Source organism: Marinoscillum sp. 108 (assembly GCF_902506655.1).
GTDB lineage: Bacteria > Bacteroidota > Bacteroidia > Cytophagales > Cyclobacteriaceae > Marinoscillum > Marinoscillum luteum.
This window is the reverse complement of record NZ_LR734812.1, coordinates 76193-91191: the sequence shown is the minus strand read 5'-3', so window position 1 is coordinate 91191 and position 14999 is coordinate 76193. Positions and strand designations below refer to the sequence as shown.

The following is a 14999-nucleotide window of genomic DNA, read 5'->3' as shown; positions in this document are numbered from 1 at the left end:
CTGAACTTTTATCTCACTTTTGCATTTAGTATAGAATCAAATCAATGACTATGGAAACCACTGTAAATCCTATCAACATATATACTGAGTCTAACCCGAACCCAAACTCCTTGAAGTTTGTGGTGAATTTCCTGTTGCTCCCAGAGGGTGTAAGCCGGGACTTTCCGGACAGGGCCAGTACCACAGAGGCTCCATTGGCCGCCGAACTCTTTGATTTTCCCTATGTGAAGCGCGTGTTTTACATGAGCAACTTTATCACCGTGACCAAAGACGAAGGTGTAGACTGGCATGAAGTAAAAGGTGAGGTGCAAAACCACATCAAATCTTTTCTGGAGGCCGGAAAGCAAATTCTTACCGAAAAGGAAGTAGAAGAAGACCACAAAGTGTTGGATGGTGATACTGACATTGAAGCCAAGATCAAAGGAGTCCTGGACGAATACATCCGACCTGCAGTGGAAATGGATGGTGGTGCCATCACCTTTGGTTCCTTTGAAGATGGTAAAGTAAAAGTACTCCTTCAGGGTGCTTGCAGTGGATGCCCCTCATCCACTATCACTCTTAAAGCAGGGATAGAAAATCTACTGAAAAGAATGATACCCGAAGTGCAGGAAGTGGAGGCAGAAGGAGTTTAGGTTTTCTCGCATAAAATTTCAGCTTAACGGAACGCCCTCTTGACTGCAACTTGCAATTTTGCTATATTCGTCAATGATTCGGCCTTTGTTTGCGTTCTTACTCCTCTCATTTTCTTGGGCCTGCAAGGGCCCACAAGATGCTTCTTCGAGCAATGAAATCATTACGGAAGCACTTCCCGGCACCTGGTATAAACTACCTGCAGATGCCTCCGGTGGCGTAATCCAGTTTACGGCAGACAAAACCAGTCTTCCACCCAGTCGCTTTCAGGAACGAATCATTTTTGAGTCTGATGGCCAAAAAGTCGTCAGATATACCCCCGGGCCGGATGACCGACCAAAGGCCACCCATGGCTCCTGGCGATGGATCACGGCAGACCTACTTGTAGTCTCATTTGGTGAGGCTGAAGACACGCTCTCCGTCCTTTCGCTGAATAAAAACTACCTACAATTCAAAACACCATAACAATGAACTACCGTCTGACCCTCGTCATGCTTTGCCTGGGATTTATGGCAACAGCACAAAGTTTGACTCCTCAGAGGAGCAAACCCACCCAACCAAAAGGACCCTTTTTCCAAACACTAACTCCAAAGTCCCCAATCACTGTGCCGGAGCACCGTACCTGCTTCACTACAGAAATGGAGCAGAAGCTCCAAGCCAAATACCCTCAACGACAAACTACTACCTCTTTCGAAGAAGCTCTGCAAAAGCGCCTGAGCCAGGCCAGTAGTGCCAGAAGCACTGATGAGGTATACCGAATCCCTACCATTGTGCATGTGGTGCACAATGGCGAATCCGTGGGCACCAGCTCCAATATCTCCGCAGCTCAGGTCAATTCTCAGTTTGAAGTGCTCAATGAAGACTTCAGACGACTGGGAGCAGGAGCCAATACCCACGAAAGTGGTGCTGATGTCTTTGTGGAATTTGTACCTGTTTTAACCGATCCTGATGGTCAGACACTGACTGAACCAGGCATCAATAGAATCAACGGAGGCAGGGTTTTCTGGGAAGAAACTCCGCTGGAAGGGACGCTCAAGCCGGAAACTATTTGGGACCCGGAAAGATACTTCAATATCTGGGTGGTCAATTTCGGAGGTGACCTGGATGGCGTACTGGGGTATGCCCAGTTTCCTTCACTCTCCGGACTGGATGATCTCCCAGACGATATGGGACCAGCCAGTACAGATGGGGTGGTGATCGGTTATCCATTTTTTGGAAAAACCGGCAATGTACTCGAACCTTATGACCTGGGAAGAACCACCACTCACGAGGTAGGCCACTGGTTGGGCTTAAGACATATCTGGGGAGACGGTGGTTGTGAGGTGGATGATTTTTGTGAAGACACCCCGAATGCGGGCGGACCAAACTTTGGATGTAGTGCCAATGACAGCTGCACCGAAGATGCGTTTCCAGACATGATTGAGAACTACATGGACTACTCCGACGATGCCTGCATGAATATTTTCACCATCGATCAGAAAGCCCGTATGCGTACGGTCCTTGAATTCGGGGCCCGACGCAGCACGTTGATAGGTCCACTATGTGATGAGGCTGAAGTAGCTCAGGTCGGCACCAACACCACCACTCCGCCCATGTGGTATACCTTCACCACCACAGAGGAATCCATTGTGACGGTCTCATCAATCGGTCAAACGACTCAAAACACCTACTTGACCTTATACCCTGGGTGCGACATGCCAGCGATCAACACCAGCGATGACGTTTTAGGCACTACCCAATCTGAATTATCTACGCTTGTGGCAGCTGGCGAAACCGTCAAAATCCTCTGGTCGGCCAGAAACTCGGAAGAAGAATTCAACTGGACCCTGAGCACCACAGCACCTACGGAAGGTGCTGCCTGTGGCCTTGCCCTCCTTGCTATCGAGGGCAATAACCAAGTGGCGTCAACCGACTTGAATACCCTCTGGTACAGCTTCACCCTGGCTAATACGGAATCCAAAATCATAATTGATGGGGGAGATAAAAGCTATAAGACCTATGCTGGCAACTGTCAGCAACTCCAATTGATCACTGAAGGATCGGGATCACAGACCTTGCTTGATGTAGCGCAGGGTGATGAGATTTTTATTGCTTTTGAACCAGGCGGTGGAGACTTCTCATGGAGCCTGGCAGTGGAAGATTTGGAAGCTGGTGAAGCCTGCTCAGTGGCAGTGGACGCAATTGAGGGTACCAACACCACCCCTTCTACTCCTTACTGGTTTACCTATACCATGACTGAGTTTGCCAATCTCACCATCTCCAGCACTGGACAGACGGAGGTGGCTACCTATGCCAAACTCTTTGATGGATGCTCCGGGAATCTCATCTCCGACAACCAGCCCTCCGGTGATCAAACAGAGATCACGGTGGCACTAAGTGAAGGCACTGAGGTTAAGATTCTTTGGGACAACAGTTCAGCTTCTTTCGACTGGACACTAGAAACCAATCCATTTGAGCCGGGGGAAAATTGCTTTGCCGCCATCACGGCACAAGAGGGAATCAATACTGCACCGCAGGCTCCCGTTTGGTTCACCTTTACCATGCCAATGGAAGGTAATTTGCACATCACCTCCGCTGACCTCACCGATGAAGATACCGATCTTTACGTGTTCGAGGAATGTGAAGGGTCGTTGCTATTCAGCAATGATGACATTGACTATGACAATGATATATACCAGAGTGAAGGGATTATCTATGGACTGGAAGAAGGTGCAACTGTCAAAATATTTTGGGCTGATTCGTGGGGTACGGAATCTTTTGACTGGAAACTCACCGTACTGGAAAGCCAGCCCGGTGATGCTTGTGGAAATGCCAAAGAAGCAGTACTCGGGTCAAATACTGTTCCTGAAATCGTTGGGGACTTGTTTTGGACATACTACACGATACCAGAGTCCGATAAAAAGCTGGTGATTTCCAGCACCTCCTCAGAGACCGTATATGTGGCCTCAGACTGTGAAGAACTCTTATTATTCGCCTCCGGTTACGAAGGAGCAATCGCTCCCGGTTTAGTCGCCGGACAGGAAATTTTAATCGTATGGAGCATAGAGGGTGGCGGCGACTTCAGTTGGACCCTGGCCATGGAAGCACTTGACCAGGGCGATGACTGCTCTGATCCTCTGACAGCCGAGGAAGGCACCAACGCGGCGGGCTATGCCCCCGCATGGTACACCTTCACTATGCCTATGGCAGGAAACCTCCTCATCTCATCTGAAGGCATGACCACCGAAGACACGGATCTGTTGGTATTGAGTGCGTGCGACGGGGATGTACTGGGTGCAAGTGACGACATTGATTTTAACAATGGCATATTGCAGAGCGAAGTATACCTCCAGGGGCTAAGTCAGGGTGAATCAGTGTATATCTACTGGACCCCACAGTGGTCTTCAGCCGCTTTCAGCTGGCAGTTGACTGTGAGCGAACCCTTACCCGGGGAAGAGTGTGAAGCACCAGCTACCGCTCAAGTTGGTACGAATACGGTCCCCGAACTAAGAGTTCCTTTTTACTGGATGACCTTTACCATGCCAGAGGCCAATCAAAAACTGGTGATCACGAGTACCTCTGAGGAGTATGTTTACACCGTGGTGGACTGTGACCTGCAGATCATCTCCAGTGGATATGAAAACCTCACCATCTATGATTTGGCAAAAGATGAGGAAGTGCTCATTGCATGGGAACTCTATTTTGGTGGTGGCTTTGATTTTCAGCTGAGTGTCGAGGACATTGAACCCGGGGATCTCTGTGGCGACCCAATTGAGGCGCAGGTAGGTAGTAACTCCATGGACCATGCAGCTACCTGGTACAGCTATACCATGCCCAAAGCCGGAGACCTGCGAATCAGCTCTGTGGGTCAAACAGATGCAGATACTTACCTTTTCATATTTGATGCCTGTGAGGGCGACATCATTGCACAAGTAGATGATACTGAGGATAACCTTCAAAGCGAAGTGCTGCTGCAAGAGCTCGCTGCCGGAGAAACAGTGTTAATTTATTGGGCAGATCTCTACTCCACAGAAGGGTTCAGTTGGAAACTGGAATTGGAGGGAATTACCAATGCAGCTCCGGTAATCGCCAACCAGTCCTTTGAGGTACTCGGGCCTGTGGCGAACGGACATCAGATCGGAACCGTAGTGGCCACGGACCAGGATGGAGATGACCTGAAATATACCATCACCGCTGGTAATGATGATGCGGCCTTCGCGCTACACGAATCCAATGGAACCCTCACACTTGCAGACGTTGACCTTTGGGATCAAAATGATACACAATTGACCATAGAGGTGACAGATCAAATAGAAAAAGCATCTGCCAAAATCACTGTCAGATTTTTGGTGCTGGGATGGTCTGCGCAGGATTTCAGAATCTTCCCTAATCCAACAAGTGACCTCCTCACGATAGAAGGGGCTAGCTATACAATCGGATATCTGACCGACCTCAGCGGAAAAGTGGTAAAAACCTTCAAAGGAAACACATCCACCGTTTCACTTCAGGACCTGAGAGACGGGATATATCTACTCAAATTGGAAAAAGATGGAGATTACCAGGTAACGAAAGTTTTACTTCAGCGGTAATTTTAATGGGGGTTGATGAGGAGGCTCATCAACCCTTGTTTTTTTTATTCAACCTCCTGCCAATCACCAAAAATCCAGTTACCGGATGCCTCAGGGTTTGAGGACATCAGGAAGTCTCTGAATCCGTTAACCATCTCAGAAAGGGTGATCTGCCCATCATGGTTCTGATCCAGTTTTTCAAATCCCATTTCAGAATATTTCATGTCTATGTCATAGATTTTGAACATGTCATAATACTCCTTTTTGGAAATGATGTGATCCTCATTCTGATCAAAAAGCGTAAAAATATAAGCGGCCGTACGGAAAATATACTTCTTCGCCGCCTTGGGTGAAATGGTATTTCGCGATCCGAACAGACCCAACCACTCATCCCGTGTGATGGAAACGTCTTCCTTTTCCATGTCTGTGAGCAGCTGTACATACAACCTCAGAGACTTCAGCTTTAGACGCAGCCGCTCTTTGGAGTTCTCCTCAAAATTGAGGGAATCGCTCATCTTTTCGGCAACCTGCGAAAAGTCATCAGGCTGCAACAGTTCATTTTTATTAGAATCAAGGATGTTGAATAGATAGGAAAGTTTTTTCCTTCTTACTTCTGTTAACATGTTCAATATTTCGCTTGGTTGGAACTAATAAAAATATATGATTTAGATTATTAAAAGAAGATTTTACACTTATTATAGATAAAAATACAGCTTAAGCCACGTTGGCACCCATAACAACCCATTCGCATTGACGGGGAAAAAAGTACTTTTGTGCCATGCGTGAATTCGATCTTGTGGTGTCCCCCGAAGTGGGTTTTGACGAAGACCAGCTTACTACCTACCTCAGGCAGCAGGGAATGCTTTCTGCTGAGGAATATTTTCAGATCATCCGCAGATCGATTGATGCGCGTCAGAAACAAATCAAGATTAATCTCCGTGTACAGACAGATACTCAGCCCATTGACCTGGAGTTTGTGGAGTATTTTCAGCAGGCCCACCAGATCTCCGGATGTCCTGAGGTGATTATTATAGGTGCAGGACCTGCCGGGCTCTTTGCGGCCATCAAAGCCATAGAAAATGGCCTGCGGCCTATCGTACTGGAGCGAGGCAAGGATGTAAGAACCCGACGCAGAGACCTGGCCGCCATCAACAAGGACCATGTGGTGAACCCTGAAAGCAACTACTGCTTCGGGGAAGGTGGCGCGGGTACTTACTCTGATGGGAAGCTCTATACTCGTTCCAAAAAGCGGGGCAGTGTACGACGTGTCTTTGAAATACTGGTGGCTCACGGCGCCCCCAGAGAGATTCTGGTAGAGGCCCACCCACACATCGGCACCAATAAGCTACCCAACATTGTCACGGCACTGCGGGAAACCATAGAAGCCGCCGGAGGTCAGGTGCTTTTCGATAGCAAAGTCACTGACCTGATTTTGGAAAGCAACGAAATCAAGGGCGTAAAACTACAGGATGGCAGCACCATCCATGGGGTAGCCACTGTGCTGGCCACGGGCCACTCTGCCCGGGATATCTTCCATTTACTGCATGATAAGCAGATAAAAATTGAAGCCAAGCCATTTGCTTTGGGTGTGCGTGTAGAGCACCCGCAGCAGCTCATCGATCGGATTCAGTACAAGTGTGAGAACCGAGGTGAATACTTGCCGGCGTCCTCCTATGGAGTGGTGGCCCAAACGGTACTTCACAAGACGGAGCGTGGGGTCTTTTCCTTCTGTATGTGTCCGGGTGGGTTTATCGTTCCCTCCGCCACAGCTCCTGGCGAAGTGGTGGTCAATGGCATGAGCCCCTCCCGGAGAAACAGTAAGTACGCCAATTCGGGCATTGTGGTAGCTGTGGAACTGGAAGACATCAAAGCCTTTCATCAATTCGGGCCGCTGGCCGCCCTGGAGTTTCAGGCTTCAGTAGAGCGCCAGGCCTGGCAGCTGGGTGGACAGACGCAGCAAGCACCTGCACAGCGCCTCGCTGACTTTGTGAATGGAAAGGTGTCGGATAGCCTGAATGAAACCTCCTACCAGCCGGGGCTTGCTTCCGTGAATATGGACGAGGTACTCCCAGACTTTATCGCTCCACGCCTCAGAGATGGGTTCAAGGTCTTTGGCAAAAAAATGAAAGGTTACCTCACCAATGAGGCGCAGATAGTCGGGGTGGAAAGTCGCACATCGTCACCCGTGAGGATCCCACGTGACAAGGAAACCCTGGCACATCCGGAGATCAAAAATCTTTTCCCATGCGGGGAAGGCGCCGGCTATGCCGGTGGTATTGCCTCGGCAGCTATGGATGGGGAAAAGGTCATGGCAGCCGTCATTGCCAGCCTCAGACACTAAGGGTCAATTCCAGAGATAAAAAAAGATGGACACGAAATGGAATGCTGTGCCCAGCAATACCCACAGATGAAAAATGGCGTGATTGTATTTTACCTTTCCTAAAGAATAGAATATGGCACCAATGGTGTAACTGACTCCTCCCAGAATCAAATACAAAAGTGCCTCTGACTGCAGGCTCTCATATAGGGGCCTGGCTGCAAACACAGCCACCCAGCCCATCAGCACATAACCAATGGTAGAGAGTCGGTCATACTTTCCTGTGTAAAATATTTTAAAAAGAATACCGACCACAGCCAATCCCCAGGTAATCCCAAAGAGTACCCAGCCAATGGTGCCATTGAGCGCCACCAGGCAGTAGGGGGTGTAGGTGCCCGCGATGAGCAGATAAATGGCGGAGTGGTCAAAGACATTCAGTTTTTGGCGAAGGGTTTTCCTGCGAGCCGAGTGGTAGAGGGTGGACGCCAGGTACAGCACCACCATGGTGCTGCCAAATATGCTGAAGCTCACAATGTGCCATACCGTGCCATATATACTGGCAAACGTGACCAGCAGGGCCAGTGCTGCCACACTGAGCACAAAGCCCAAAAAGTGAGTGATTACATTGAGGACTTCCTCTTTGTGTGGGTAATAAGTGATGGGAGACTTAGTCATTTCTATGCTTTCCCCGGTTAACGTATTTGGTAGAGATTTGGTGCGTGGGTGGGTGCAATTCACGAAAAACCGATAAATCACCGCTGATGGATTTTGAGTAACCGCTAGTCTTTTTTAAACTCACCCCACAAGCCAGGTGGCACAGAGTCTGTGGAGGTGCCCTCAAACTCACCAGTGGTGCTAATTTTATAGTCACCGGAGGCATCCACCTCTATGATAATGTCTCCCACCACCAGGCCTTCAAAACTTGTTTTGCCCTTGTCCAATCCCTCCTCGGTTTGCAACACCAGTGCCGGGGGTACCGTGATACACGGCGCCTGAGCCATCAGCACGCGTTCCACAATATCGATGCGTGGATGCTGATAAGTGGTAGACTGGTTTTGCCCCACAGAAATCACCGCCACAGTGGGCGACATCCCATTCATAAACTCATAGTTGGTACTACTCTCACTGCCATGGTGTGACACGTGCAGGACTTCTATCCCCTTATCCCGCTCTATAAAACGCTCCCGCTGCATCGCCCGCAGCAAGGAACTCTCTATGTTCTTTTGGCTGGTAGACCGGTTGGTACACTTCTCATCGGCGGCAAACTTACCACCACCCAAATCGCCCGCCGAGAAAAACTCAAAATCACCATATTCAAAAAGCAACCCGATGCTTTTATCATTCTCAGACAGGTCCTCTATCACTTCACCACCTATGAGCTGACCACCAGAGACCATGCAGGTAATCAGTGCCCCATTGCCCATGTTGATGCTATAGCCGGGTTTCATCACATAGAGTTTTCGGGCCAGCTTCTTCACCTGCGGGATAAACTCCGTATCATAGTCCTTTTGCACCTTGTCACTGCCGCTGTGATAGAAAGTATCTATGTCGTATCCGGCACTGAGCAGTCCCATGAACCCCTCAAAATGATCCGCATCCTTGTGAGACACCACCATATAGTCTATGACCGTCTTGTCTGGCATGTAGCCCAGCCGGGTGAGGTAATCCACGATCTCATAGCTGCGCTCCGACTTACCTCCATCAAAGATCAGTGTGCGGCGTTTGCCATCCACTTTGGGACCCTCCACAAACACACAGTTGCCCTGGCCCACATTGATCACATGAATGGTCATCTGTGCAGAAGCGCCTGCAAACAACAGAAGGAACAAGCTCAAAACAGCTCCTTTGATGACCATATTCATTTGCTCTTTCATGGCTTTACTTTTTAGAGTCTGCAGACGTGGTGTTTTCATTGTTTTTGATCAGCGCATAGGCGCCATTGCTCAGCCCCAAAAGTGTCAAAATATCCGAATCAAAAGAAGGAAGCTGCAGGGTATTGTACACTTCTATGAGGTAATAAACGCCAAAGCCCAGATTGAACAGAAAGGCCTGTGCCCGGTGAATGGAGATACTCCCGGTGTTGTCTTTCAGTACGTCATTGAACCAATCCTCTCCGGGAGAGTCCTGATGTCTGGAGATACCCACGCTGTTAATATCCCTCCTATCAATGGCACTGCTCACCCCCAATGTGCCACCACTGATGGCCAGCAGTATCCATACCGTAGGGTTGAGGGCAAACTGTGAGGTGGAAATAAAGATGTAGGCGATAGAAGAGATCACGATGAGTGTCCACCAAAACACCTGACTTTTGGAAAAGCTGTAGGGCTTGTGAGATTCCAGTTCGGAGCTGTCACGCAGGGCATTGGTCCAGAAGCCCACATAGATGAGGAAGATGGCTATGATAGCCACCGCCACCCACGCACCTATCTGGAGGTATCTGGTGCGAGTGAGCCCATAGATTGTGAGTGTCCCCTGCAGGTCAGCATCATTGGGTAGTGACAATATCACAAAGGCCGACTCCATAGACTCGAGGTTTCTCAGTCCATCCAGCTGCTCTCTGGAGAGCTTTTCTTTTTGGATCACAAAGGCCAGCAGATCCGTACGAATGGAGTCTTCCTCTTCACCTGGCATAGCGATGGTTCTGGGGATTCTCCGGGGGGTGATCTCCTTCAGCGAAATATCGTTGATGGACAAGTCAATGTCCTTACGGTCCCATTCTTCCTTCTCTATCATTTCATTGATGCCCGGGTAGTAGACAAATATGATGTCCTTGTCGTTGATACGCTTATCCTGCGTATAATCCTCTACAAAAATGAGGAGCCCCTCGGCAGACTGGCTGTAGCTGCACAGGCCTGCCAGCAAGAGACATAGTGTGGTGAGTTGTTTCATTTCATGTGGTGTTTAGGCTAGTATTTGGTAGGCGCAGGGAAGGGCGCCAGTCTATTCAATTTAGAAAAAATCAAGAACTCTTCATAGCATGGCACATACACTTTTCGGTATTTGCCATAGAAAATCCAATCCGCTCAGGGGATGTTCCTATTTTCACTGATCCGCTAACTACAAATTACCAGAAATAGGGTATTGACTCTCAAGTCACCTCCGAATATTTTAGGTTCTTTTTTACCTAAAATTCAAAACTTTATGGCAATCAAATTCAATGTAATCGAGCGGGGCGAACCCGGGGTGACCGGTGGCGGCACCAAAAAATTCTATGCCAACACCATCACCGCTGGTGAAAAGGACATAGACCAGCTGACCAAGTCCATCGAGAAGATCAGTACAGTGAGTGGGGCTGACATTCGTGCAGTGCTATACGCACTGGTAGAGGTGGCGGCAGATGAGCTGAGCAATGGCAACATCGTACGTCTGGGAGACCTGGGCAATATGCGGGTGTCCATCAGCAGCAGCGGCTATGCCACAGCAGATGAGGTGAAAAGCACCGCCATCAAAAGCAATAAGGTGATCTTCACACCAGGCAAAAAACTAAAGGAAATGCAAAAGCTAATTACCTATCAGAAAGCCTGAGAAAAACATGCCTATGTTTTAGAGAAAACGTGCTTACGTTTTGTTGGAAACGTGCTTACGAAATTTAAAAACGTAAGCACGTTTTTTTAAACCCTCCTTGCACCCTTTGGCCAGCAGTTCCAGAAGACACTCATCCGGATCAAAGCCTACCTGTCTACTTACTGCTTTTACCACCTGCTGATAGTAAGCCCCGTGGGGGTGGCTGTGGTGGTGTATGTGCTGAGGAGGGTGTTATGCACTTGAAACACACTTAGATTATGCTTATATTGTATACAACTAAAACAATTATTCACCACCATTAAAAATAATGACAACTATGCCAGTAAAACACACCCCCACCGGAGAAGTACATGTAGGTACCAAAGGAGGCACCACAGGATGTGGCGTCAATACCAACCTCCATCCTGATCACTGGGTAAATTCCAGTAGTGCCATCACCTGTGGCAAGAATGGCTGCAAGTAAAAGTTATACGAGCAGATGACACCAAAACTCCCTCTATCAAGGGAGTTTTTTTTATCTTCATGCCTTCATATAGTCTTCAAGTATTAGCTAATGCCTACACTCCACTGGATAGGAAAAGAAAAAGTGATCAACCACCATCGCGACGTGCCTTACAAGGTGATGGAGCATCAGTACCGTTTTGAAGCCGTCACTGCAAATGAAGGGAAGCAGTCTGGAGAGATCGCTTCGCAAGCTCGCGATGACGGTAATGACCATAGTGGCAACAAAATCATCCATGGTGACAACCTGGAAGCCCTCAAAAGCCTGCTGCCGGAGTATGAAGGCAAAATAAAATGCATCTACATAGACCCGCCCTACAACACTGGCAATGAAGGCTGGGTGTATAACGACAATGTGAACGACCCCAAGATGAAAAAGTGGCTGGGCGAAGTGGTGGGCAAAGAAAGCGAAGACCTGAGCCGACACGATAAGTGGCTCTGCATGATGTACCCCAGACTGAAGCTACTCCATAAGCTGCTGGCGCAAGATGGGGCTATTTTCATATCATTAGATGACAATGCTTCTTTTTTCTGCGTTCCGATGATGAATGAAATCTTTGGCTCAAATAATTTCGTTACGAGTGTGATTTGGGAAAAAGCTGACTCCCCTCGTAACTCAGCCAGACAATTCTCCACTGACCATGATTTCATTTTGGTTTATTCAAAAAGTCCTGAATGGATTCCTAACAAATTGCCACGAACAGACAAATCAAATTCCATTTATACTAACCCCGATAATGACCGTAGAGGTCTCTGGATTCCAGGTGACCCTTATGCAAATAAACCTTATTCTAAAGGAGAGTATGAAATAACTGGACCAACCGGCAGAAGGTTTTCTCCTCCAAAAGGGCGCTATTGGAGAGTCTCTGAGAAAAAGCTTAAAGAGTTGGATAAAGACGGAAGAGTATGGTGGGGCCCTACCAACAATGCTAGACCAAGCATAAAAAGATATTTAAATGAAGTGTCCGATTTGGTTCCAAGGACTTTATGGAAAAAAGATGAGGTTGGTAGTAATAGGACCTCAAAAAATGAAATTAGGTCAATCTTCCCTGAATCATCTTCTTTTGATACTCCAAAACCAATTGAACTTATCGAACGGGTTCTTCAAATCGCCTCTGACAAAAACGCTATCATCCTCGACTCCTTTGCTGGCTCTGGCACCACCGCCCATGCGGTGCTCAATCTAAACAAGCAGGATGGTGGCCACCGCAAGTTTATCCTGGTGGAGATGGAAGACTATGCGGAGACCATCACCGCAGAGCGGGTGCGCCGCGTGATGAATGGATACGGTGAAGGCACCAAAGCAGTAGAAGGCACAGGCGGCAGCTTTGACTACTACACGCTGGGGCAGCCCATCTTTCTGGAGGACGGCCTGCTCAATGAAGCCATCGGCGTAGACAAAATCAGGGAGTACGTGTGGTACTCAGAGACAAAAAGTCCCCTCCTGGGAGCCGCCCGGGAGGGTGAGGATGAAGCTTATTTTCTGGGTTCAGCCCATGACACGGCCTATTACTTTTACTACGAGCCGGATCAGATCACGGTACTGGACACAGACTTTCTCCGCACGCTCCAAACCAAAGCAGACCAGTACATCATCTATGCAGACAAATGCCTGCTGGATGAAAGTCTGATGCAGAAGTATCACATTGTGTTTAAGAAAATACCAAGGGATATTACTAGATTTTAAAGGGGAAGCATATGATAGACTATTTGGAAATACAAGGATACAAGTCCATCAAAGATTTGAAAATAGAGTTGAAACCTATCAATATACTCATAGGTAGTAATGGCGCGGGTAAAAGTAATTTTGTTTCATTCTTCAAGCTGCTACGGGCGATTTTTAATCAGCAGTTGCGGCGCTATGTATTGGAAGAGGGCAAAGCGGATCATCTCCTCTACTTTGGCCGGAAAACTACGGAACATTTGTTTGGAAAGATCATTTTCAAAGATGGGCATTACAACAATGCTTATCATTTTACTCTGGCCCAAAACAGAAATGGAGGGTTGTTTTTAGAGGAGGAGGCAGCCGGCTATAATGTTCACAGAGATAGTTTGAGCTCTAATTACTTCAAGAATTACAATCTAGAGGAAAGTGAAGCGGCTACAGCCAACTTCCCTAGAAATCAATATCTGCGTGATTACCTGAAAGAGTTACAATTCTTTCATTTTCACGACACCTCTTCCAAGAGTAGCCTAAGGCGGGAGTGTGATGTAGAGGACAACCTTTACCTAAAGCATGATGGGTCCAACCTGCCAGCGTATTTGTATTACCTGAAAATCAAGCACCCTGTTATTTATAAGCGCATAGCCTTTACAGTTCGAAGTGTTGCACCGTTTTTTGATTCCTTTATACTGGAGCCAAGCCGAATCAACGATGGTAAAATAGAGCTGCGCTGGACTGAAGCCGATGATCCTGACTCCAACTTTGGGGCATCTCAGTTTTCTGACGGTACCATCCGGTTTATAGCGTTGACTACTCTGCTAATGCAGCCCGAACCACCTGAGGTAATAATCATTGATGAACCGGAGTTGGGGCTTCATCCTATGGCTATCAGTAAACTGGCAGGCATGATTCAGTCTGCTTCCAGCAGCACACAGCTAATCATCTCTACACAATCTGTAAACCTAGTAGATCAGTTTGATGCAGAAGATATCATCACGGTGGATCGTAGCAAGGAAGAAAAGCAGTCTATTTTCAGACGCTTGCAAAAAGAGGATCTTTCTGTGTGGCTAGGAGACCATACCATGGGTGAGCTGTGGCAGAGAAATATTATTGGGGCAGGTCAACCGTACAAGCAATGAAGCGACTAATCATCATTGGGGAAGGGCAAACGGAACAGGCTTTTTGCGAAGAAATTCTACGGCCACATTTTTACAGTCATGATATCCAAATAGAAAGTCCCACCATCTCAAAGACTGGCGGAGGTATTGTGGCTTGGCACCATTTGAAAGACGACATAATGAGATATCTGTCACGACCGGATGTTTACGTGACACTACTGATTGACTACTACGGCATACAAGATAAGCACGCCTTTCCCGAATGGGAAAATGCGAAGCAAATACCACCGCGACCAGGACTGGCCAATCGCATGGATCACCTAGAGCAGGGTATGGCTACTGATATTCCCGATGCTGTCCGCTACCGATTCATTCCATACATCCAATTGCACGAATTTGAAGCGTTGTTATTTGCCAACAAGGAAGTGTTCGATCGCTCATTTACTGCAAATGAATTTGAAGACTATGATTATCTGAATGAGACCATTACTGCGTTCCCGAATCCAGAAGACATCAACGACGGGACGGAGACTGCCCCTTCCAAACGCCTCGAAAGGATATTAACCAATTATACTTCTCACAAACCAAGTACCAAGGCACTTTGGGGGCCACTTTTAGCAGATGCCATTGGCTTGAAGGTAATCAGAAACAAATGTCCGCGCTTCAATGCATGGATTGAAACCCTGGAGAATATTTAA

Annotated in this window: 13 protein-coding genes; 9 read left to right on the top strand and 4 right to left on the bottom strand. The window is 47.8% G+C overall.

What is annotated here, in order from left to right; all coding sequences use genetic code 11:
- Nucleotides 1–44: 44 nt before the first annotated feature.
- The 3 genes from GV030_RS16100 (at nt 45) to GV030_RS16090 (ending at nt 5198) form a co-directional block, all read left to right on the top strand.
- Complete coding sequence (locus GV030_RS16100) at nt 45–632, top strand: NifU family protein (protein ID WP_370519076.1); 588 nt, start codon at nt 45–47, stop codon at nt 630–632.
- A gap of 85 nt (nt 633–717) precedes the next feature.
- A complete protein-coding gene (locus tag GV030_RS16095) occupies nt 718–1095 on the top strand; it encodes a hypothetical protein (RefSeq protein WP_159584191.1) in 378 nt (125 codons plus the stop codon).
- Between the two features lie 2 nt (nt 1096–1097).
- Nucleotides 1098–5198, top strand: a complete 4101-nt coding sequence (locus GV030_RS16090) for a M43 family zinc metalloprotease (protein ID WP_159584189.1) — start codon at nt 1098–1100, stop codon at nt 5196–5198.
- Nucleotides 5199–5242: 44 nt separating this feature from the next.
- Here GV030_RS16090 and GV030_RS16085 read toward each other — a convergent pair whose 3' ends face one another.
- Nucleotides 5243–5800 (bottom strand): EF-hand domain-containing protein, encoded by a 558-nt coding sequence (locus GV030_RS16085; protein ID WP_159584188.1) that lies wholly within the window; start codon nt 5798–5800, stop codon nt 5243–5245.
- A gap of 155 nt (nt 5801–5955) precedes the next feature.
- On the opposite strand from GV030_RS16085, the gene GV030_RS16080 reads away from it, so the two are divergent.
- Entirely contained in the window at nt 5956–7518 is a 1563-nt protein-coding gene (locus tag GV030_RS16080) for an NAD(P)/FAD-dependent oxidoreductase (protein ID WP_159584186.1), read from the top strand.
- 3 nt (nt 7519–7521) lie between these two features.
- On the opposite strand, the gene GV030_RS16075 is transcribed toward GV030_RS16080, so the two are convergent.
- The 3 genes from GV030_RS16075 to GV030_RS16065 all read right to left on the bottom strand — a co-directional run bounded on the left by GV030_RS16075 (nt 7522) and on the right by GV030_RS16065 (nt 10383).
- The gene (locus tag GV030_RS16075) at nt 7522–8169 is read right to left on the bottom strand and encodes a hemolysin III family protein (RefSeq protein WP_159584184.1); all 648 of its coding nucleotides are present in this window, start codon (nt 8167–8169) and stop codon (nt 7522–7524) included.
- Nucleotides 8170–8273: 104 nt separating this feature from the next.
- Nucleotides 8274–9368, bottom strand: coding sequence for a ComEC/Rec2 family competence protein (locus GV030_RS16070; RefSeq protein WP_159584182.1), 1095 nt, complete (start codon nt 9366–9368; stop codon nt 8274–8276).
- A gap of 4 nt (nt 9369–9372) precedes the next feature.
- Nucleotides 9373–10383, bottom strand: a complete 1011-nt coding sequence (locus tag GV030_RS16065; RefSeq protein WP_159584180.1) for a hypothetical protein — start codon at nt 10381–10383, stop codon at nt 9373–9375.
- A 252-nt stretch (nt 10384–10635) separates the two neighbouring features.
- Between GV030_RS16065 and GV030_RS16060 the strand changes: the two genes are divergently transcribed.
- From GV030_RS16060 to GV030_RS16045, 5 genes are all read left to right on the top strand, one after another.
- On the top strand, nt 10636–11019 hold the full coding sequence (locus tag GV030_RS16060; RefSeq protein WP_159584178.1) for an HU family DNA-binding protein: 384 nt from the start codon (nt 10636–10638) through the stop codon (nt 11017–11019).
- Between the two features lie 316 nt (nt 11020–11335).
- Nucleotides 11336–11482 (top strand): hypothetical protein, encoded by a 147-nt coding sequence (locus GV030_RS21495; protein ID WP_185155830.1) that lies wholly within the window; start codon nt 11336–11338, stop codon nt 11480–11482.
- Between the two features lie 90 nt (nt 11483–11572).
- Nucleotides 11573–13207, top strand: a complete 1635-nt coding sequence (locus GV030_RS16055) for a site-specific DNA-methyltransferase (protein ID WP_159584176.1) — start codon at nt 11573–11575, stop codon at nt 13205–13207.
- A gap of 11 nt (nt 13208–13218) precedes the next feature.
- Nucleotides 13219–14322 carry an AAA family ATPase gene (locus tag GV030_RS16050; protein WP_159584174.1) on the top strand — a complete coding sequence of 368 codons (1104 nt, stop codon included), beginning with the start codon at nt 13219–13221 and terminating at the stop codon, nt 14320–14322.
- The gene (locus GV030_RS16045; protein ID WP_159584172.1) at nt 14319–14999 is read left to right on the top strand and encodes a DUF4276 family protein; all 681 of its coding nucleotides are present in this window, start codon (nt 14319–14321) and stop codon (nt 14997–14999) included. Before GV030_RS16050 ends, GV030_RS16045 begins: the two co-directional genes overlap by 4 nt.

What these genes read in the sequence shown, in the direction of transcription:
- GV030_RS16100 (WP_370519076.1), top strand. Translation starts at nt 45, where the DNA reads ATGACTATGGAAACCACTGTAAATCCTATCAACATATATACTGAGTCT.
- GV030_RS16090 (WP_159584189.1), top strand. Translation starts at nt 1,098, where the DNA reads ATGAACTACCGTCTGACCCTCGTCATGCTTTGCCTGGGATTTATGGCA.
- GV030_RS16085 (WP_159584188.1), bottom strand. Translation starts at nt 5,800, where the DNA reads ATGTTAACAGAAGTAAGAAGGAAAAAACTTTCCTATCTATTCAACATC.
- GV030_RS16080 (WP_159584186.1), top strand. Translation starts at nt 5,956, where the DNA reads ATGCGTGAATTCGATCTTGTGGTGTCCCCCGAAGTGGGTTTTGACGAA.
- GV030_RS16075 (WP_159584184.1), bottom strand. Translation starts at nt 8,169, where the DNA reads ATGACTAAGTCTCCCATCACTTATTACCCACACAAAGAGGAAGTCCTC.
- GV030_RS16070 (WP_159584182.1), bottom strand. Translation starts at nt 9,368, where the DNA reads ATGAAAGAGCAAATGAATATGGTCATCAAAGGAGCTGTTTTGAGCTTG.
- GV030_RS16065 (WP_159584180.1), bottom strand. Translation starts at nt 10,383, where the DNA reads ATGAAACAACTCACCACACTATGTCTCTTGCTGGCAGGCCTGTGCAGC.
- GV030_RS16060 (WP_159584178.1), top strand. Translation starts at nt 10,636, where the DNA reads ATGGCAATCAAATTCAATGTAATCGAGCGGGGCGAACCCGGGGTGACC.
- GV030_RS21495 (WP_185155830.1), top strand. Translation starts at nt 11,336, where the DNA reads ATGCCAGTAAAACACACCCCCACCGGAGAAGTACATGTAGGTACCAAA.
- GV030_RS16055 (WP_159584176.1), top strand. Translation starts at nt 11,573, where the DNA reads ATGCCTACACTCCACTGGATAGGAAAAGAAAAAGTGATCAACCACCAT.
- GV030_RS16050 (WP_159584174.1), top strand. Translation starts at nt 13,219, where the DNA reads ATGATAGACTATTTGGAAATACAAGGATACAAGTCCATCAAAGATTTG.
- GV030_RS16045 (WP_159584172.1), top strand. Translation starts at nt 14,319, where the DNA reads ATGAAGCGACTAATCATCATTGGGGAAGGGCAAACGGAACAGGCTTTT.